General features: G+C 63.2%; 17 protein-coding genes. 9 read left to right on the forward strand and 8 right to left on the reverse strand.

The window, feature by feature from the left end:
• Nucleotides 1-33 precede the first annotated feature (33 nt).
• The 7 genes from BHC62_RS12965 to BHC62_RS12995 all read right to left on the reverse strand — a co-directional run bounded on the left by BHC62_RS12965 (nucleotide 34) and on the right by BHC62_RS12995 (nucleotide 7,213).
• A complete protein-coding gene (locus tag BHC62_RS12965; protein WP_029293034.1) occupies nucleotides 34-402 on the reverse strand; it encodes a Na+/H+ antiporter subunit G in 369 nt (122 codons plus the stop codon).
• Nucleotides 399-677: a K+/H+ antiporter subunit F gene (locus tag BHC62_RS12970; RefSeq protein ID WP_003211751.1), complete on the reverse strand. Its 279-nt coding sequence runs from the start codon at nucleotides 675-677 to the stop codon at nucleotides 399-401. The genes BHC62_RS12965 and BHC62_RS12970 overlap by 4 nt, the downstream gene beginning before the upstream one ends.
• Nucleotides 674-1,162 (reverse strand): Na+/H+ antiporter subunit E, encoded by a 489-nt coding sequence (locus BHC62_RS12975; protein ID WP_070995240.1) that lies wholly within the window; start codon nucleotides 1,160-1,162, stop codon nucleotides 674-676. Before BHC62_RS12975 ends, BHC62_RS12970 begins: the two co-directional genes overlap by 4 nt.
• Nucleotides 1,159-2,841: a monovalent cation/H+ antiporter subunit D gene (locus tag BHC62_RS12980; RefSeq protein ID WP_070995241.1), complete on the reverse strand. Its 1,683-nt coding sequence runs from the start codon at nucleotides 2,839-2,841 to the stop codon at nucleotides 1,159-1,161. Before BHC62_RS12980 ends, BHC62_RS12975 begins: the two co-directional genes overlap by 4 nt.
• The gene (locus tag BHC62_RS12985) at nucleotides 2,838-3,182 is read right to left on the reverse strand and encodes a Na+/H+ antiporter subunit C (RefSeq protein ID WP_003202835.1); all 345 of its coding nucleotides are present in this window, start codon (nucleotides 3,180-3,182) and stop codon (nucleotides 2,838-2,840) included. Before BHC62_RS12985 ends, BHC62_RS12980 begins: the two co-directional genes overlap by 4 nt.
• Entirely contained in the window at nucleotides 3,182-6,109 is a 2,928-nt protein-coding gene (locus tag BHC62_RS12990; RefSeq protein ID WP_029293019.1) for a monovalent cation/H+ antiporter subunit A, read from the reverse strand. Before BHC62_RS12990 ends, BHC62_RS12985 begins: the two co-directional genes overlap by 1 nt.
• 180 nt (nucleotides 6,110-6,289) lie before the next feature.
• The gene (locus BHC62_RS12995) at nucleotides 6,290-7,213 is read right to left on the reverse strand and encodes a DMT family transporter (RefSeq protein ID WP_070995242.1); all 924 of its coding nucleotides are present in this window, start codon (nucleotides 7,211-7,213) and stop codon (nucleotides 6,290-6,292) included.
• Nucleotides 7,214-7,305: 92 nt separating this feature from the next.
• Between BHC62_RS12995 and BHC62_RS13000 the strand changes: the two genes are divergently transcribed.
• Nucleotides 7,306-7,869: a helix-turn-helix domain-containing protein gene (locus BHC62_RS13000; RefSeq protein ID WP_070995243.1), complete on the forward strand. Its 564-nt coding sequence runs from the start codon at nucleotides 7,306-7,308 to the stop codon at nucleotides 7,867-7,869.
• On the opposite strand, the gene BHC62_RS13005 is transcribed toward BHC62_RS13000, so the two are convergent.
• On the reverse strand, nucleotides 7,866-8,234 hold the full coding sequence (locus BHC62_RS13005) for a cupin domain-containing protein (RefSeq protein WP_029293013.1): 369 nt from the start codon (nucleotides 8,232-8,234) through the stop codon (nucleotides 7,866-7,868). The two genes, BHC62_RS13000 and BHC62_RS13005, sit on opposite strands and share 4 nt — an antisense overlap.
• Before the next feature lie 179 nt (nucleotides 8,235-8,413).
• On the opposite strand from BHC62_RS13005, the gene BHC62_RS13010 reads away from it, so the two are divergent.
• From BHC62_RS13010 to BHC62_RS13045, 8 genes are all read left to right on the forward strand, one after another.
• Complete coding sequence (locus BHC62_RS13010) at nucleotides 8,414-10,573, forward strand: TonB-dependent siderophore receptor (RefSeq protein ID WP_081041736.1); 2,160 nt, start codon at nucleotides 8,414-8,416, stop codon at nucleotides 10,571-10,573.
• A gap of 4 nt (nucleotides 10,574-10,577) precedes the next feature.
• On the forward strand, nucleotides 10,578-11,924 hold the full coding sequence (locus BHC62_RS13015; protein WP_029293010.1) for an alanine racemase: 1,347 nt from the start codon (nucleotides 10,578-10,580) through the stop codon (nucleotides 11,922-11,924).
• 30 nt (nucleotides 11,925-11,954) lie between these two features.
• On the forward strand, nucleotides 11,955-12,959 hold the full coding sequence (locus BHC62_RS13020) for a hypothetical protein (protein WP_217695067.1): 1,005 nt from the start codon (nucleotides 11,955-11,957) through the stop codon (nucleotides 12,957-12,959).
• Nucleotides 12,947-14,338: an MATE family efflux transporter gene (locus tag BHC62_RS13025; RefSeq protein WP_070995244.1), complete on the forward strand. Its 1,392-nt coding sequence runs from the start codon at nucleotides 12,947-12,949 to the stop codon at nucleotides 14,336-14,338. The genes BHC62_RS13020 and BHC62_RS13025 overlap by 13 nt, the downstream gene beginning before the upstream one ends.
• A gap of 14 nt (nucleotides 14,339-14,352) precedes the next feature.
• Entirely contained in the window at nucleotides 14,353-15,474 is a 1,122-nt protein-coding gene (gene hisC, locus BHC62_RS13030) for a histidinol-phosphate transaminase (protein WP_070995245.1), read from the forward strand.
• A gap of 37 nt (nucleotides 15,475-15,511) precedes the next feature.
• Nucleotides 15,512-16,522 carry a PLP-dependent cysteine synthase family protein gene (locus BHC62_RS13035; protein ID WP_070995246.1) on the forward strand — a complete coding sequence of 337 codons (1,011 nt, stop codon included), beginning with the start codon at nucleotides 15,512-15,514 and terminating at the stop codon, nucleotides 16,520-16,522.
• A gap of 59 nt (nucleotides 16,523-16,581) precedes the next feature.
• Nucleotides 16,582-17,088 carry a GNAT family N-acetyltransferase gene (locus tag BHC62_RS13040; protein WP_057959217.1) on the forward strand — a complete coding sequence of 169 codons (507 nt, stop codon included), beginning with the start codon at nucleotides 16,582-16,584 and terminating at the stop codon, nucleotides 17,086-17,088.
• A 114-nt stretch (nucleotides 17,089-17,202) separates the two neighbouring features.
• Nucleotides 17,203-18,270 (forward strand): NAD(P)-dependent alcohol dehydrogenase, encoded by a 1,068-nt coding sequence (locus BHC62_RS13045; RefSeq protein WP_029292998.1) that lies wholly within the window; start codon nucleotides 17,203-17,205, stop codon nucleotides 18,268-18,270.
• Nucleotides 18,271-18,282 lie beyond the last annotated feature (12 nt).

Below are 18,282 nucleotides of genomic sequence, written 5' to 3' on the forward strand. Positions count from 1 at the left end.
CCCACATTATTTACCGCCTATAGTCCACAGGGATCAGCTACCGCTGTCAGTCCTGCGGCTGCTGACCTCGGCCGGTACATTTTCCCCCGCCATGCGCTTGCGAAACAGCGACGTGCGCGCCAGCAACAGGGTGGTCACCGGTACGGTGATCGCCAGCAGGATCGGAATCAGCCAGCCGTGCAGCACCGGGCCGGACTTGAGGGTCGAAAAATAGATAATCGACGCCAGGGCCACGCACCAAGCGCCAAGGGTCGAAGCCAGCGCCGGTGGGTGCATGCGCTGGAAAAAATCCTTCATCCGCAACAGCCCGATCGCGCCAATCAGCGCAAACAGGCTGCTGAGCAGCAGCAGGATCGCCACGAGGATCTCCACCCACAGTGGCAGTTCACTGACATTGATCATTCGATCACCTCACCACGCAGCAGGAATTTGGCCAAGGCAAACGAGCCGACAAAGCCGAACAGCGCAATCAGTAGCGCCGCTTCGAAGTAGGTATCACTGGCATAGCGAATGCCCAGCACCAGCATCATCAGCATGGCCAGGATATACAGGTAGTCCAGGGCCAAAACCCGGTCCTGGGCCGAGGGGCCCTTGAACAGCCGCACCAGGGTCAGCACCATGGCCAGGGAAAACAGGAACAGGCTGAACAGGATCGCATTGGAGAGCAGGGCACTCATTCGAAGATCTCCATCAGGGGCCGTTCGTAGGCCTGCTTGAAGTGCTCGATAAACTGCGCGTCGTCATCCAGGTCGAACACGTGCAGCAGCAGGATGCTGCGGTCCAGGGCCAGTTCCGACCAGATGGTGCCGGGGACCACTGTGGTAATCATCGACAGCGCCGCCAGGCCGTTGGCGTCGCGCAGGTCCAGAGGGATCTTGACGAAGCGCGAGCGCGGCGGGCGTGAGCCGCAGGTCAGCACGCCCCACGCCACCAGCAGGTTGGAAACGATCACGTCGCGACCCACCAGGAAAAACAGGCGAATGATTACCCAAGGCCGGCGAATCCGGATCGGCAACGGGCGCAGCGGCGCCATCATCAGCGGTGCGAGAACGCCCAGGATCGCCCCCAGCAGCAGGTGGCCGGGGCTGATCGACAGGTTCAATACCAGCCACAGTATCCACAATGCCAATGACAGCCACGGGGCAGGGAACAGGCGTTTCATGGCTGCACCTCCACGGCGGCGGCCTGGGCTTGCGGGCCGGGCACCGGGCGGGTGGCCATGACGGCCATCACGTAGTGCTCGGGGTTATTGAGGCTGGTGGCGGTGTCCTGGGTAAAGCGCATGAGCATTTCTGCCTTGAAGGTCAGGCCAATCGCCAGGCCCAGCAAGATGAAAATCGGCACGCACTCAAAGCGGCGCAGCAGCGGCGACGGCCGCTCTTCCGGGGTCCAGAAGCGCTGGATGCCCAGGCGCGCAAAGGCGATCAACGAGGCCAGGCCCGAGAAGATCAACAGCGCCACCAGGCCCCAGGCTGCCGGGCGGATCGGCTCACTCACCGCATGGCCCAGGCCCAGCGGGTTGATCAGGGCACTGAGCAGGCTGAGCTTGCCGATAAACCCCGACAGCGGCGGCATGCCGATGATCAGCAGGGCGCAGGCTATAAAGCTCAGGCCGAGGAAAGCCATGGTCCAGGGGATGACTTGGCCGACCACGGCCTTTTGCTCATCATCGAGGTTGGTGCCCTTGGGCGGGTGCAGGGACTCCACCGGCCGTGGCAACACTTCGATTTCATCGTCCAGGGGCAGTTCATTGGCCGAGCGCGAGCGTTCGATCAGTTCGGCGAGCAAGAACAGCGCGCTCAAGGCCAGGGTCGAACTGATCAGGTAAAACAGCGCACCGGCGGTCAGGCTGGGCTGGGCAAAGCCCACTGCCGACAGCAGGATCCCGGCTGACACGAGGATGCTCAGGCTGGCCATGCGCTCCAGGCGCTGGGCGGCGAGCATGGCCAGGGCCGCGCAGAGGATGGTAGCCATGCCGCCGTACACCAGCCAGTCACCGCCAAACAGTGCCGAGGCGCCGGCCTGCCCGGAAAACAGCAGGGTCCACAGGCGCAACACGGTGTACACGCCGACCTTGGTCATGATCGCAAACATCGCCGCCACCGGGGCGCTGGCCGAGGAGTAGGCCGGTGCCAGCCAGAAGTTCAGCGGCCACATGCCGGCCTTGGCCAGGAAGGCGGTGGCGAGGATCGCCGCACCGGCATGCAGCAGGCCGCGATCGGCTTCCGGCACCAGCGGGATCTTCAGTGCCAGGTCAGCAAAGTTCAGGGTGCCGGTGACCCCGTAGATCAGTGCCGCGCCAATCAGGAACAGCGACGAAGCCAGCAGGTTGATCGAGATGTAATGCAGCCCCGACGACACCCGCGCCCGGCCCGAGCCGTGGAGCATCAGGCCGTAGGACGCGGCCAGCAGCACCTCGAAGAACACGAACAGGTTGAACAGATCTGCGGTGAGGAAGGCGCCGTAGAGGCCCATCAACTGGATCTGGAACAGCGCATGGAAACTGGTGCCGGCGCGGTCCCAGCGCGCCATGGCGAACAGCAGGGCGCTGACGCCAATGATCCCGGTGAGCACCAGCATCAGCGCCGACAGCTGATCCACCACCAGCACGATGCCGAATGGCACCTGCCAATTGCCTGGCAGGTACACGCCGATGGAGGCCGGGCCGCCTTTTTGCGTCCAGTACAGCATCAGCATCGCGATGCCCAGGCCGGTCATGCTCGACAGCAGGTTGATCTTGGCCTTGAGCGGGCGGTGTTTCTCGCCCAGCATCATCATCAACGCGGCAGTCAGCAACGGCAGCAGGATCGGCGCGATGATCAGTTGGTTCATCCAGCTCATTCCTTGGGCTCCCGGCCGTCCACATGGTCAGTGCCGGTCAGGCCCCGGGAGGCCAGCAGCACCACCAGGAACAGCGCTGTCATGGCGAAGCTGATCACGATCGCCGTCAGCACCAGGGCCTGGGGCAGGGGATCGGTGTAATGGAGCAGGTCCTGAGGCACGCCGTCCTTGATGATCGGCTCCTTGCCGATAAACAGGCTGCCCATGCTGAAGATGAACAGGTTCACCCCATACGACAACAGGCACAGGCCCATCACCACCTGGAACGTCCGTGGCCGCAGCACCAGCCAGACGCCGGAGGCCGCCAGGACCCCAATGGCAATTGCGATGACTTCTTCCATCAGGCGGCAGCTCCTTGTGCGGGTGTGGCGGCGGCTTTCGCCTGGTTGCCGGGTTTATGGGCCCGCACCGATTGGTGACCAAGGGCGGTGAGCATCAGCAGAGTCGAGCCGACCACCATGGCGTACACGCCGACGTCGAAGAACAGCGCGCTGGCGATATGAATATCGCCCAGTACCGGCAGGCTCAGGTGCAGGGTGCTGGTGGTGAGGAACGGGTAGCCGAAGAACAATGCGCCAAGCCCGGTCAAGGTTGCCGACAACAGGCCGAACCCCATCCAGCGCATCGGCCGCAGGTTCATCTGGGCCTCGACCCACTGGGTGCCGGCGACCATGTATTGCAGGATAAACGCCACCGACATCACCAGGCCGGCGACAAACCCGCCACCCGGCTGGTTGTGGCCGCGCATAAACAGGTAGAACGACACCACCAGGGCAATCGGCAGCAGCAGGCGCACCAGCACCGCGGGCACCATCATGAAGCCCAGGGCGGTGTCGCTGGCCTGGCGCGGGTTGACCAGGTCGGTGTCCACATCCGGTGCCAGCAGGCGCTGTTGCGCGGGCAGTTGCTCGCTTTCCTTGGGCGGACGGAAGCGCCGTAGCAGCGCATACACCGTCAAGGCCACGGCGCCCAGCACGGTGATTTCGCCCAGTGTATCGAAGCCCCGGAAGTCGACGAGCATCACATTCACCACATTGCTGCCGCCGCCTTCAGGCAGGGCGCGGCTGAGGTAGAACGAGGAAATGTCGTTGGGGGTCTGGCGGGTCAGCATCGCATAGGACAACAGCGCCATGCCGCCACCGACCACCGTGGACAGCAGCAAGTCGCGCAGCCGGCGAATGCGCGCCTTGCGCAACGAACTGGGGAGTGGCGAGACCTCTTCGATCCGTCGTGGCAACCAACGCAGGCCCAGCAGGATCAGGACCGTGGTTACCACCTCGACCACCAGTTGCGTCAACGCCAGGTCTGGCGCGGAGAACCACACAAAGGTCACGCAGGTCATCAGGCCGCAGACGCTGACCATGGTCAGGGCCGCCAGCCGGTGATACTTGGCTTGCCAGGCGGCGCCCAGGGCGCAGGCAATCGCCAGCAGCCACAGGGTGACGAACACGATGGAGCCCGGGATTTTCGGCCGGTCGCCCCAGCTCAGGCTGTTGCCCAGCATGGGGATCATCCCGGCGATCACCGCCACCAGCACCAGCAGGAACAACTGGGTCTGCAGGCGCTTGGTGCTGATGCGTTTCTCGATCTTGCGTACGCCGCGCATCATCACCACCAGGCAGCGTTCGAACATGCGCTTGCCATTGAAGTAGCTGATGATCGGCGGGTACTTGAAGCGCCCGCGCTTGAGTTGCTTGCGCAGCAGCAAGTACAGGACCACGCCACCGGTCATGGCCACCAGGCTCATGATCATCGGTGCGTTCCAGCCGTGCCAGATCGCCAGGCTGTACTCGGGCAATACGCCGCCGACCACCGGCAGGGCGGCAGCGGCGAGGATCGAACCCACCACCTGGGCCGGGAAGATCCCCACCAGCAGGCAGGTAAACACCAGCAATTCCACCGGTGCACGCATCCAGCGCGGCGGTTCGTGGGGCGTGTGCGGCAGGTCGGTGGCGGCCGGGCCGAAGAACACATCCACGGTGAAGCGCAGGGCATAGGCCACGCTGAAGGTACCGGCGATGGTTGCGATCACCGGCAGGGCGATTTCCACCCATTGGGTGGAGGAGATAAACACGGTTTCGGCGAAGAACATTTCCTTGGACAGGAAGCCATTGAGCAATGGCACCCCGGCCATGGAGGCGCTGGCGACCATGGCCAGGGTCGCGGTAAACGGGATCAGGCGTACCAGGCCGCTGAGCTTGCGGATATCCCGGGTGCCGCTTTCGTGGTCAATGATGCCCGCAGCCATGAACAGCGAGGCCTTGAATGTGGCGTGGTTGAGGATATGGAACACTGCCGCGACGGCGGCCAGCGGGCTGTTGAGGCCCAGCAGCAGGGTGATCAGGCCCAGGTGGCTGATGGTGGAGTAGGCCAGCAGGCCCTTGAGGTCGTTCTGGAACATCGCGCAATACGCGCCGAGCAACAGGGTCAGGGCGCCGGCGCCACCGACTATCCAGAACCACTCTTCGCTGCCCGACAACGAAGGCCACAGGCGGGCCAGCAGGAACACGCCGGCCTTCACCATCGTGGCCGAGTGCAGGTAGGCCGACACGGGAGTCGGTGCGGCCATGGCGTGGGGGAGCCAGAAGTGGAAGGGGAATTGCGCGCTTTTGCTCAGGGCGCCGATCAGGATCAGCGCCAGCAGAATGGGGTAGAGGGAGTGGGCACGGATCTGGTCACCGGCGGCAAGCACCTGGTCCAGGTCGTAACTGCCGACGACATGGCCGAGCAGCATCACCCCCGCGAGCAGGCACAACCCCCCCGCACCAGTCACCATCAGCGCCATATAGGCGCCACGGCGCGCATCGGAACGGTGGTGCCAATAGCCGATCAGCAGGAACGAGAACAGGCTGGTCAGTTCCCAGAAAAACACGATCTGGATCAGGTTGCCGGAGATCACCAACCCGAGCATCGCGCCCATGAACGCCAGGAAAAACGCGAAGAAACGCGGCACCGGGTCATCCGGCGACATGTAATAACGGGCGTACAAAGACACCAGGCTGCCGATACCCAATACCAGCATCGAGAACAGCCAGGCAAAGCCATCCATGCGCAACACGAAGTTCATGCCCAGGCTGGGCAGCCAGGAGAACTCTTCGCGGATCACGCCACCGTCGGCGATCTGGGGGTAGAGCAGGGCGACTTGTACAGTACCGACCAGGGCCACAAGGCCGGCCAGCAGGGATTCAGTGTTACGTGCGTTGTGCGGCAGCAAGGCCGCCAGACAACTGCCGATGAAAGGCAGAAGCAGTAGAACTATCAGGGACATAGGCTTCTAATCTGCGGTGGTTTGGGATGCATCATACGTGCCGGAAACCGGATTACCAAACGGCAACCTGTGGCAGGATCCTACAAGATGGACCGAAAACGCCCATCTGTCCCTGTAGGAACGAGCTTGCTCGCGAAAAACCTCAGAGCGCTGCGGCGTATCAGCTTACCCGCGTCATCGTTAACGCTCTTCGCGAGCAAGCTCGCTCCTAGCATTGGATTTCTGTTGCCGGGTTTTCATCTCGCTGACAATCACCGCCGCCACAATCAACACTGCCCCGAGCATTGCAATTGGCGGGAAGCGCTCACCGGCGATCCGCCCGATCACCCCGGCCCATACCGGTTCACCGGCATAGATCAGAGTGGCGCGGGTCGGCGAGACGCTTTTCTGCGCCCAGTTCATCGCCAGTTGAATCACCGCACTGGTCAGGCCCAGGCCCACCGCGCTGAACAGCAGTACCCAGGAAAAGTCCGGCAATGCCTCGCCCGTCGGTACTACCAGCAGGAATGAAAGAAGCGACGCAGTGGCCAGTTGCACCACCGTCACCCGGCGCACATCCACCTGGCCGGCATAGGCGCTGATCAGGATGATTTCGGCGGCAATCGCAATGGCGCCGATCAGGGTGGCGATTTCGCCGGGGCTGAAATTCAGCGATGCGCCGGCCGGCCCCGTCAGCAGCATCAAGCCGGCGAAGGCCAGCATGATGCCAATACTCGGCATCAACCCTGGACGGCGCCCCAGCACCAGCCATTGCAGCAGTGGCACAAACGGCACATAGAGCGCGGTGATAAACGCTGACTGGCTGCTGAGGATGGTCTGCAGGCCAATGGTTTGCAGGCCATAGCCAAACATGATCGCCGTGCCGATGAACGCGCCGGCCTTGAGCTCGAATCGCGTCAGGCCACGCAGGTTGCGCAGGGAAAACAGGCCGACCACCAGCGCCGCTGCGGCAAAACGCAGGCCGACGAAGAACATCGGCCCGCTGACGGTCATGGCGTGTTGCACGAGGATAAAGGTGCCGCCCCAGATCATGGTGATCAGCACCAGCACGCATTCGGCTTTGCTGAAGCGGGAAAACAGCGGGGAGGCGGTCGAGGTGGTCATGGCGGCTCTGGTCTTGCAAAGGAAGGGCGCGGAACGCACAATGCGCCGCAGCTGGGCAGTATACTGCGCAAACCCACCGAGTGAGCAATATAGTGCACAAAGAAAATTCGCAACGGGCTTCGGTTCTGCAGCACGTCAGCCAGAACGTTCGTCGCCTGCGTCACGCCGCCGAACTGAGCCAGACCGCCCTGGCGGAAAAATCCGGGGTCAGCCGGCGCATGTTGGTGGCCATCGAGGCGGGTGAAAAGAACGTCAGCCTGTCCACCCTCGACCGCGTGGCCGAAGCCCTGGACGTGGCCTTCAGCGACCTGATCCAGGCGCCCGACGCCCGTGACCACAGCCGCATCAACGAGCTGGCCTGGGCCGGCGAAATCGAGGGCAGCAAGGCTGTATTACTGGCCAAGGCCACCGCCCGGCGCGAGGTCGAGTTGTGGGAGTGGCGCCTGGAACCGGGCGACCGCTACTGCCCGGATCCCGACCTGGAGGGTTGGAGCGAACAGTTGTTCGTGTTCGAAGGCCGCCTGACCCTGGTGGTGGACGACGTCGAAACCATCATCGCCGCCGGTGAGTTCTTCATGTTTCCCAGCCACCAGCCCCATGCCTATCGCAATGAGGGGCCTGTGGCGGTGCGGTTTATCCGCAATGTGGTGATCTAGACCCACACATCATTGAGCATGGTCCGCTCGCCGCCCTGATCGCCGGTATTCAACACCCCACAGGGCTCGACCAGCAGTAATTTCACCTCGCCCTCGGCATACGGCTTGTGTTCCACGCCCTTGGGCACCACGAACATCTCGCCGGCGCCGATCTGTACCGCGCCATCGCGAAAATCAATCCGCAGCACGCCATCGAGGACGATAAACGTCTCATCGGTATCCGCGTGGCTGTGCCAGACAAAATCCCCCTCGATCTTTACCACCTTGAATTGGTAGTCGTTCATCTGTGCGACGACCTTGGGCGTCCATTGCTCGCTGAACAGGCTGTATTTGTGCGCAAAGTTGATGGCGGTGTAGGCGGGCATGGCAGTCATCTCAGTTGATTCGGGAAAGGCCTGACCTTAAGTGCAACGCGAAAACCGGTATTGAATGATCGTGCGATTGTCAGCTCAATAGAAACGTTATATTGTATCTATCAATAACGATTCTCATGTGCCGCCAAGCCTGAGGTCGGCTTGTTTATTTTCGGCTCAAGGGATTGCAGATGAACCAGTTGCACGGGATAGCTCCGCGGTTTTCAACATTGTTAGTGGCGGGCGTGCTGTCCTCGCTTCCCGGCGTGCCCGTAGCGGCGCAGGAACGCGAAGAGTCAGTCACCGAACTTGAAGCCACCCAAGTCAGCGCGCCGCTGAACAAGGCGCTGGAGGTCAATGCCGGTGGTTTCGGCGCCAAGGACGCCATGGAAATCCCCCTGGCCATCCAGAGCTATTCCAGCAAGACCATCGCCGACAGCTCCGCGCGCACCGCCGTGGATGTGCTGAGCCTCGACCCTTCGGTGCTCAGCTCGTCTGGCGGCAGCGGCTTTGACAACTTCCGCCTGCGCGGCTTTGCCATGGATAACTTCAACACCATCCGCCGCGACGGCCTGACCCTGGCCCCGCACCACGATGTGCCCCTGGAAAACGTCGAGCGCATCGATGTGCTCAAGGGCCCGTCGGGTTTCCTCTACGGCTTCAACTCGCCGGGCGGCACCATCAACTACATCCTCAAGCGCCCGACCCTGGAGCCGCTGCTCAATGTCAGCGTACAGGGCTCGTCATTGCTCGGCCGCTACGTGGCGATTGATACCAGTGACTCATTCAACGACGGCGCCTTTGGCTATCGCCTGAATGCCGGCTACGAAAAAAACGGTGACTTCGATCACGCCCGCGACATGGAGCGCAAGTTTATCGGCCTGGCCACCGACTTTCGCTTGAGCGACCGTGCGCTGTTGCAACTGAACGCCGACTGGTCACGCAAATCCACGGTCTCCGACCCGTTGCTGCGTGCCGACCAGAGTGGCCGGGCCAACCCGCTGGACCCCTCCAGCTATGTACTGCCGCCCAAGGTCAATCGCCGGGATCTGCTGACCGGCTCCTGGTTCCGTCACCAGACCGAAGGCGCCAACCTCGACGCCAAGTTCGAGTACGAACTGGATGACAACTGGACCTCCGTGACCCAGGGCAACTACTCGCGGGTCGAGCGCCATGGCGGCTACAACGATCTGTTTGGGATCAAGCCCAACGGGGACATTGGCTCGGCCGACTTTTACGTGTCCCGTGGTGAAGTGTTCAGCACCTGGTCGCTGCAGTCTTACCTGGCCGGCAAGTTCGCCACCGGCAACATCTATCACGACGTGTTCTTTGGCACCGGCTACAAGCAGTTCAAGGATGTCAGCCCGTTCTGGGATTCGGTGGACAGCGGCACTGCGGGCATTGGCATCGGCGACGTCTCGGTAGGCAACATCCTGCACCCGGTCAACCCGCCCAAGTGGCATTTCGGCCCGGAGCGGCCCACCGACTTTGTGTCCTCCATCAAGGAAACCTCGGTCTTTGCCAGCGACCTGATTTCCCTCACCGAACAATTCCAGGTGATGCTCGGCGGGCGTTATATCTGGTACCGCGCCGATGAACTGTCGGCCATCGCGCCTTCGCAAAGCCATAACGTGTTCGTGCCCAGTGCCGCGCTGATCTACCGGCCGTGGGACAGCCTGATGACGTACGTCAGCTACTCCAAAGGCTTTGAAAAGGGTGACTACGCACCCTACAACGCGAGCAACGCCAACCAGCCCACCGATGCCATCGAGTCCAAGCAGTACGAGGTGGGCCTGAAGCTGGACCTCAATGAGCGCCTGAACCTGGGCCTGGCGGTGTTCGATATCCGGCGCCGGGCCAGTTACCTGAACACCAGCAACACCTATGTCAGCAACGGCGAATACCATCACCGTGGCGCCGAGTTGACCCTGTCCAACCGCGTCACCGATGCCCTGACCCTCACCGCCAATGCGGCTTACCTGTCCACGCGCATGGAAGATGTCGATGACGTCACGGTAGAAGGCAAGCGCACCGAAAGCGTGCCCAAGTGGAAAGGCGCGGTCGGTGCCCTGTATAGGGTGGCCGCCGTGCCCGGCCTATCGTTGGACAGCACCGTCAGCTATGTCGGCAGTCGCCCGGTGGATGCGCAGAACAGCGGCTACATCCCCAGCTATACCTTGCTCGACGCCGGTGTCAGCTACCGCTCGAAACTGGCGGATACCCCCGTGACCTACCGCCTGCACGGCAAGAACCTGACCAACAAGTACTACTACGCCAGTGCCTACTATCAAGGCGGGCTGGATGTAGGGCGTGAGCGCGAAGTATTCCTCTCGGCCAAGTTCGAGTTCTAGAACCATGACTTATTCCAGCTCATTGCCCGGCCTGCGCCACCTGTGGGTCGAGCGCTTGCTTGAGCAGCATCCGGGCACGTTGACCGAGCTGGTTGACGGTCTCGGCTCGCCGCTGCATCTGCTGTGCCCGCAGGTATTCCACGCCAATGTCGAAGCCTTCCAGCACAGCTTTACCCAGGCCCAGACGCGCGGCAGCCTGTTGTTCGCGAAGAAGGCCAATAAGGCCAACTGCTTTATCCAGGCCTGCGCCCAGTGTGCGATTGGCGTGGATGTAGCCAGCGTCGGTGAGCTGCAAAAGGCCCTGGCGGGCGGGGTCGCCGGCAGTGATATCGGCGTGTCCGGCCCGCGCAAGAGCGATCAATTGCTGGGGCTGAGCCTGAGCCATCAATGCCTGTTGGCGGTGGACTCCCTGGAGGAACTGCTGCGTATCCAACAACTGGCCCAATCCCTGCGACAACGGGCGCATCTGTTGCTGCGTTATTGCCCCAGCAACCAGCCCCACAGCCGTTTCGGCCTCAATGCGCGGGAGTGCGACCAGGCCTTGATGTTCTGCCGCCAACATGCGGCGAACCTGGACCTGCAAGGCTTTTCTTTTCACCTGGGCGGCTACGACACCGAACAGCGTGCGCAAGTCGCCAGCCACCTGGTCGACCTGTGCCTGGCCAGTGAGTTGGACAATTGCCGCACCGTGAACCTGGGCGGTGGTTTTGCCGTGCGCTATGTCGACCCGGCGCAATGGCAGGCCTTTATGGCCGAGGACTGCGCCGAGCGCTATCACAGCGACAAGGGCTTCGCCGGTTTCTACCCCTATGGTGCGCCGCGCGCCGGCGCCGAGGCCCTCGACGACATCCTCGCCACACCCGTCAGTCCCGGCCTGAGCCTGGCGCAAAAAGTCATCGAATACGGCGTGCGGCTGCTCATCGAACCCGGCCGCGCCTTGCTCGACCAGGCCGGCATCAGCGTGTTCCGCGTGCAGGGTGTCAAGGACCGCAGCGCCAGCGACGGCTATGCGCTGGTCACTGTGCAGGGCAGCAGCTTCAACCTCTCCGAGCAGTGGTTCAACAGCGAATTTTTGCCCGACCCACTGTTGCTGCCGGCCACACCGCGGGCGCGGTCGCCCTTTGTCGCCTGCATCGGCGGGGCCACCTGCCTGGAGTCAGACATGCTGACCTGGCGCAAGGTCGCCTTCGATTACCCGATCCAGGCGGGTGACTTGCTTATCTACCTCAATACCGCCGGCTATCAGATGGACTCCAACGAGTCGCCCTTTCACGAAGCCCCCTTGCCACACAAAGTGGTGCTGGAGCTGCGTAACCGACACCTGCGCTGGAAGCTGGACAGCCTGGCTTGAGCGTGCAAACCCTTCCACAAGGAGTCTTGAGTGAACAGTTTGAAAAAAGCCGCGGCCCCCGCCGATCTATGGGTGCTCCCCCAGGCCGCGCTCGAAGACCTGGGCGTGAGTTACCGCGAAGTCCTGCAGGTGGTCGAGCAGGCGTACAAGGCCTTGCGCAGCGGCGATTCGCAGAACCCGCTCAAGACCATTGTCGAGCCGGCTGACCGCCGCTCCATCAGCTACTCGATGGTCGGCCGCGATGGCGCCAGCCACACGGTGGGCTTCAAGGTGGTGTACGAACACGATCCGCAACGCACCCGCGATGCCTATCAGTTCCACTCGTTCATCTTCCTGTGTGATGACCGCACCGGCCACCCGATTGCCCTGATGGACGTGGTCAAGCTCGGCCCGCTGCGCACCTCGGCGACCTCGGCGCTGATGGCCAGGGCTGCGTGCCCGGATGCTCGCACGGCGCTGGTGGTGGGTACCGGTGTGCAAGGCCAGATCGCCTTGCCGATGTTGCTGGCGGCCATGCCTGACCTGGAGCGCTTGTATGTCTACGGGCACTACGCCGAGGGCTTGCGTGCGGTGCGCGAAAACCTGCACAAACACTACCCGCTGCGCGATGTGATCGTGGTCGATGACCTGCAGGCTGCGGCGGGCGAGGCCGATATCATCCTCGGCGTGGCCGGGCTTTCGGCGCGCCAGCAAGTACAGCGTGCCTGGCTCAAGCCTGGCGCGGTGGCGGTGCTGGTGGGCTATGGCATCGATGCCGACGTGCTGCACGGCGCCGACTACCGCATCGCCACCGATACCGCGCAAATGCAGGTCACCAGCGCCGACCTGGCGGCCGCCGATGGCAGCCTGCCTGAGGTGGACGCCGAACTGCCGGATATCCTCCTGGGCCGGGCGCCCGCACGGCGCCATCCCGATGATGTGGTGTTTGCCTACAACAGCGGCATGGTGGTGACCGATGTCGCCCTCGGCCGCTTGATGGCCGATCGCGCGCTGGCGCAGAACCGTGGGCAGAGGGTCCAGCTATGGTCGGCCTGAATGCCGCACAACCCGGCGCCTGGCGCGCCGACAGCCGGGCGCTGCTGTTGCTGGCACTGCCGCTGATCCTGACCAACCTGGCGTATGTGGCCCTGACCACCATCGATATCGTGGTGCTCGGCACCCTGGGCGCCAAGGAGTTGGCTGCCGGTGGCCTGGCGCTCGCACTGTTCAACCAGTTGCGCACCACCGGCACCGGGCTGGTCACGGGCGTCAGCAACCTGGTGGCGCAAGCCAACGCAAGGGGCGATGAGGCTCAAGTGCGTGCGCTGCTGGTGGCGGGCCTGTTCTGGGCCACCGTCAGTGGCCTGGTGTTTATGGGCGTATTGTTGGCGTTGCGCCAACCACTGACATGGCTCGGCCAGGACGCCAGCGTAGTGGCCGGTGCCATGGACTTCCTATTGATTATTGCCCCTGGCCTGTTGCCGTGCCTGTGGTTCCAGGCGCTGCGCCACTTCACGGTCGGCCTCAAATTCCCCGGCCCGTTGCTGGCGATCACCTTGGTGTCGATCGTTCTCACGGCGGCCCTGAACTACGTACTGGTGTTCGGCAAGCTGGGCCTGCCGGCCTATGGGCTGGCGGGGGTGGCGATCACCAGCGCGGTGGTGTTCTTGCTGTCGTTCCTGATGTTCCTCGCGGTAGTACTGACCCATCGGCGCCTGGCCGGTTACTTCACGCTTGCGCACTTGCGCTTTTCGCCGGACGCGCTCAAGGCCGTGTGGAAGCTCGGCCTGCCGATTGCCGGGACCTACGCCAGCGAGGCTGGGTTCTTCAGCGTGCTGACCTTGCTGATCGGCACCCTGGGCATGGAAGCGCTGGCGGCGCAGACGGTGCTCAACCAGATCATCTACATCGTGTTCATGTTCTCGGCGGGGATCTCCCATGCCGCTTCCATCCATATCAGCGAGGCCTGCGGCACCGGGCAGTATCAGCGCGCCCGGCAACTGGGGCGCCTGGGGCTGGGCCTCGGGGTGCTGGTGATGCTGCTGTTTGCGATTCCCTACGCGCTGCTGCCCGAACAGGTGATCGGCCTGTTTATCAGCACCGAACACGCCAACAACCTGGATGCCGTGCGCCTGGCGACCACCGGTTTGTTGATCGCCATCGTCCTGCAGGTGTTCGACGCCAGCCAGAACATCGGCAACGGCATCCTGCGCGGCATTGGCGATACGGCGGGACCGCTGCGGATTTCACTGTTCGGCTACTGGCTGGTGGGCCTGCCCGCTGCCTGGTTGCTGGGCATTGTCAGCCCTTACGGGATCTTTGGCGTATGGGCCGGTTTGGCGATTGGCCTGGCGGCCACGGCGTTGCTGCTGATCGTCTCGTTTGAACGGCAACTCAAGGCGCTGGACCGCGCGGGCGCCATCGCACTGTCATAACAAGGAGGTGTTCCATGCATCAAGACAACCCCGCACAGCGCATTGAGGCGCTGGTGCGGCCCAGTGTGCGGCGCTTGCCCCTGTATGATCCGGGCGCCGATCCACGTCAGTTGGGTACGCCCACGGTGACCAAACTGTCCAACTGCGAAAACCCGCTGGGCATGTCGCCGGCAGCCGCGGCAATGCTTGCGCAACAGGGCGGGGCAGGGCTTGCGCGCTACCCCGACCCCACAGGCCGTGCGCTGCGGCAACTGATCGGCGGGCATTTGGATGTGGATCCCGCCAGGCTGATCCTCGGCAATGGCTCAGAAAACATCCTCGAGCTGTTGTGCCTGGCGCTGCTTGATCCCCAGGATCGGGTAGTCACCCAGCAACCCTGTTTCAGCCTGCATGAAAGCCTGCCGCTGATGATGGGGGCGACGGTGGACAAGGTGCCGCTCAACCCAGACTTCAGCGTCAACCTGCACGCCTGGAGCACGGCGCTCAAGCAACCGGCCAAGCTGTTGATGCTCAGCACGCCCTGCAATCCGGTGGGCACGGCGCTGTCCAGTGCCGAGCTGACGGCCCTGATTGCCGCCGCCCATCCCGACACCTTGCTGGTGATCGACGAGGCGTACTTCGAGTTCGTCGAGGACGGCGCCGATGCCCTGGCGATCCTCGGCGCACAGTCGCGGCCGTGGATCATCCTGCGCACGTTCTCCAAGGCGTATGGGTTGGCGGGGCTGCGGATCGGTTATGGCATCGCTTCGCACTCCAGCCTCATCGATGCGCTGCACCGGGTGCGCACGCCGTACAACGTCAATCAAGCGGCCCAAGAGGCGGCCAAGGCCGCTTGGCTCGACCCGCACCATGTGAAGCGCAGCCGCGAGTTTGTCGCCAGCGAGCGCCGACGCCTGACTCAAGGGTTGCAGGCTGCGGGGTTTCGTGTGGCGCCGTCCCAGGCCAATTTCCTGTTTATCGATACCGCCCGCAACGCCCTGGAAGTGGTCGACGAACTGCTCAAGGACGGGATCATCGTCAAGGCCTGGCGTGAGCCTGGGTACAGCGGTTTCATCCGCGTGTCCCTGGGCCTGGCCCACGAAAACCAGGCGTTTCTCGCCAGCCTGCAACGCGCCGTCACGGCCCTGGCCGGATAAGCGCCGCGCCGGTTTTTCATACTGCCCAGAGGTTGCCATGATCAACACTTGCCTGTCCGAGCTGATCGGCGATACGCCGCTGCTCAAATTGTGCGTCACCGAAAACGGCAGCTGCGTGCTGCTCAAATTGGAGCAATTCAACCCCACCGGCACCGCCAAGATCCGCATGGCCCGGCAGATGCTCGACGAGGCGCAGGCCTCGGGGCAGCTCAAGCCGGGTGGGCGGATTGTCGAGTCGACCTCGGGCAACACCGGGTTGGGCCTGGCGTTGCTGGCTGCCGAGCGAGGTTACCGCTTCACTGCGGTGGTCGATGAACACGCCAGCCCCGACAAACTGCTTGCGATGCAAGCCTTTGGTGCGCAACTGGTGCGGGTCGGCGACCCCGGTGGCGGGCTGGCCACCGCCGACCGCGATGCCACGGCCGAGCGCATCGCCGTTGAGCAGGGCGCCTACTGGACCCGCCAGCATCACAACCCGGCCAATGCCAACGGCTACACGCAACTGGCCGAGGAACTGCGCGCGGTGCTTGGCGATGAAATCCACTACCTGGTGGGCGCCGTGGGCACCGGTGGCTCGCTGTGCGGTACCGCGCGCGCCTTGAAACGCCATGCCCACAGCCTGCAAGTGATCGGTGTCGAACCCTGCGGCTCGGTGATCTTCGGCGGCCCCGGTGCGCCGTATCACCAGTCCGGCACCGGCACCCCACAAGGCGCAGAAATCGGTGCCGTGGTCGACTACGCACTGATCGACAAAGGTCTTACCGTCAGTGATGCCCAGGCCTTTGAAACCGCGCGCTACCTGGCCCGGCATTACGGCCTGCTGCTGGGCGGTTCGGCAGGCGGAGTTATCTACCAGGCCCTGCGCGAGGCACGGCATGCGCCGGCCCATAGCGTGATCGTGGCGCTGGTGTGTGATGGCGGCGAAAAATACCTCGATACGGTGTTCAACGACCAATGGATGGCAGATCGGCAGTTGCTGGCGCCCCAGGTGCATCGCGAACTGGAGCAGTGGTTGGGCGCGCTGCCTCAGCTCAAGCAGCAAGCCTAGCGGCTTGCCTGGGGCGCCGGCCTTCGCTACTGTGGCGCCCCGCCCGCGTGAGCCCCGCCATGAGTGACACCACTGTCGAACTGATCCAAACCGGCCCGGAACAGGCCGAACTGATCTGCAACCTCTACCAGTTTTATGCCTATGAATCCTCGGATTGGGAACAGGAAGATGTCGAGCAGGACGGCCGCTTCTACATCCATGAAGAACACCTGGCGCGCTACTGGCAAGAGCCGCAGTGGAGCGCCAACCTGCTGTTGGTGGACGGCTACATCGCCGGATTCCTACTGATTGAGCGCAGCGAGCTGCCGGGGATCAACGCCCTGGAGCTGGCCGACCTGTTTATCCTCAAACGCTACCGACGCAAGGGCATCGGCCGTGCCCTGGCCACCCAGGTACTGACCAGCGGCGAGGCTGACTGGCTGGTGCGTTTCTACGACCAGGACGAAGCCTCCCAGGCGTTCTGGCGCAGTGTGCTGGACAACCTGCCGCGCCCGGTGCAGGCCATTGAGCTGGATGACGAACCGCAGTTGTTGAGCTTTTTGGTAACCCGGGCGGTGGTTCACTGACCTGTGGGAGCGGGTAGGTGTTTGTCTGGATTACCGCCGATTGACTTCGGTTGAACGGTGGGGCGGCTATGCTGGTCAACTGACCTTCAATGTCGATGCAAACAGGTGACCGCAATGGCCAAGACTTACAGCTACGCCGCCCGTGACGCCAAGGATGCCCTCAAACCCTTTACCTTCGAGCGCCGTACCCCCGGTGCTGACGATGTACAGATCGATATCCTCTATTGCGGGGTGTGCCACTCCGACTTGCACACGGTACGCAACGAGTGGAACAACACCCTCTATCCGTCGGTGCCGGGCCATGAAATTGTTGGCCGGGTGACAGCGGTGGGGGCCAATGTCAGCCGCTTCAAGGTCGGCGACCTGGCTGGCGTCGGTTGTATGGTCGACAGCTGCCAGCACTGCGAATCCTGCGCCGAGGGCGAGGAGCAGTACTGCGAGAGCGGCTTTACCGGCACCTACAACGGTCCGGTGTTTGGTGGCGAGAACACCTTTGGCGGCTACTCGGACAACATCGTGGTCAAGGAGAAGTTCGTCCTGCGCATCTCCCACGACGAGGCGCAACTGGCGGCCGTGGCGCCGCTGTTGTGTGCCGGCATCACCACCTATTCGCCGCTGCACCACTGGAAGGTCGGGCCTGGGCAGAAGGTCGGCGTGGTCGGCCTCGGTGGCCTGGGGCATATGGCGGTGAAAATCGCCCATGCCATGGGCGCCCACGTGGTGTTGTTCACCACCTCGCCGAACAAGCGCGAAGACGGCCTGCGCCTCGGGGCCGACGAAGTGGTGGTGTCGAAGAACCCGGACGAAATGGCCAAGGTCGCCAACAGCCTGGACTTCATCCTCAATACCGTGGCCGCGCCCCATGACCTGGACGCGTTCCTCAACCTGCTCAAGCGCGACGGCACCATGACCCTGGTGGGCGCACCGGACAGCCCGCACCCATCGCCCACGGTATTCAACCTGATCTTCAAGCGTCGCAGCCTGGCCGGCTCATTGATAGGCGGCATCCAGGAGACCCAGGACATGCTGGACTTCTGCGCCCGGCACGGCATCGTCTCGCAGATTGAGATGATTGATATCCAGGGCATCAACGAATCCTATGAGCGCATGCTCAAGGGCGATGTGAAATACCGCTTCGTGATCGATATGGACAGCCTCAAGCGCGAGATCCAGGCGGCCTGAGAGCCCTCGCCA

The organism is Pseudomonas sp. 06C 126 (assembly GCF_001855215.1).
GTDB lineage: Bacteria > Pseudomonadota > Gammaproteobacteria > Pseudomonadales > Pseudomonadaceae > Aquipseudomonas > Aquipseudomonas proteolytica.

Excerpts from the sequence above, each read along its gene's own strand:
- BHC62_RS12965 (WP_029293034.1), bottom strand. The coding sequence starts at position 402 with ATGATCAATGTCAGTGAACTGCCACTGTGGGTGGAGATCCTCGTGGCG.
- BHC62_RS12970 (WP_003211751.1), bottom strand. The coding sequence starts at position 677 with ATGAGTGCCCTGCTCTCCAATGCGATCCTGTTCAGCCTGTTCCTGTTT.
- BHC62_RS12975 (WP_070995240.1), bottom strand. The coding sequence starts at position 1,162 with ATGAAACGCCTGTTCCCTGCCCCGTGGCTGTCATTGGCATTGTGGATA.
- BHC62_RS12980 (WP_070995241.1), bottom strand. The coding sequence starts at position 2,841 with ATGAGCTGGATGAACCAACTGATCATCGCGCCGATCCTGCTGCCGTTG.
- BHC62_RS12985 (WP_003202835.1), bottom strand. The coding sequence starts at position 3,182 with ATGGAAGAAGTCATCGCAATTGCCATTGGGGTCCTGGCGGCCTCCGGC.
- BHC62_RS12990 (WP_029293019.1), bottom strand. The coding sequence starts at position 6,109 with ATGTCCCTGATAGTTCTACTGCTTCTGCCTTTCATCGGCAGTTGTCTG.
- BHC62_RS12995 (WP_070995242.1), bottom strand. The coding sequence starts at position 7,213 with ATGACCACCTCGACCGCCTCCCCGCTGTTTTCCCGCTTCAGCAAAGCC.
- BHC62_RS13005 (WP_029293013.1), bottom strand. The coding sequence starts at position 8,234 with ATGCCCGCCTACACCGCCATCAACTTTGCGCACAAATACAGCCTGTTC.
- BHC62_RS13010 (WP_081041736.1), top strand. The coding sequence starts at position 8,414 with ATGAACCAGTTGCACGGGATAGCTCCGCGGTTTTCAACATTGTTAGTG.
- BHC62_RS13015 (WP_029293010.1), top strand. The coding sequence starts at position 10,578 with ATGACTTATTCCAGCTCATTGCCCGGCCTGCGCCACCTGTGGGTCGAG.
- BHC62_RS13025 (WP_070995244.1), top strand. The coding sequence starts at position 12,947 with ATGGTCGGCCTGAATGCCGCACAACCCGGCGCCTGGCGCGCCGACAGC.
- hisC (WP_070995245.1), top strand. The coding sequence starts at position 14,353 with ATGCATCAAGACAACCCCGCACAGCGCATTGAGGCGCTGGTGCGGCCC.
- BHC62_RS13035 (WP_070995246.1), top strand. The coding sequence starts at position 15,512 with ATGATCAACACTTGCCTGTCCGAGCTGATCGGCGATACGCCGCTGCTC.
- BHC62_RS13040 (WP_057959217.1), top strand. The coding sequence starts at position 16,582 with ATGAGTGACACCACTGTCGAACTGATCCAAACCGGCCCGGAACAGGCC.
- BHC62_RS13045 (WP_029292998.1), top strand. The coding sequence starts at position 17,203 with ATGGCCAAGACTTACAGCTACGCCGCCCGTGACGCCAAGGATGCCCTC.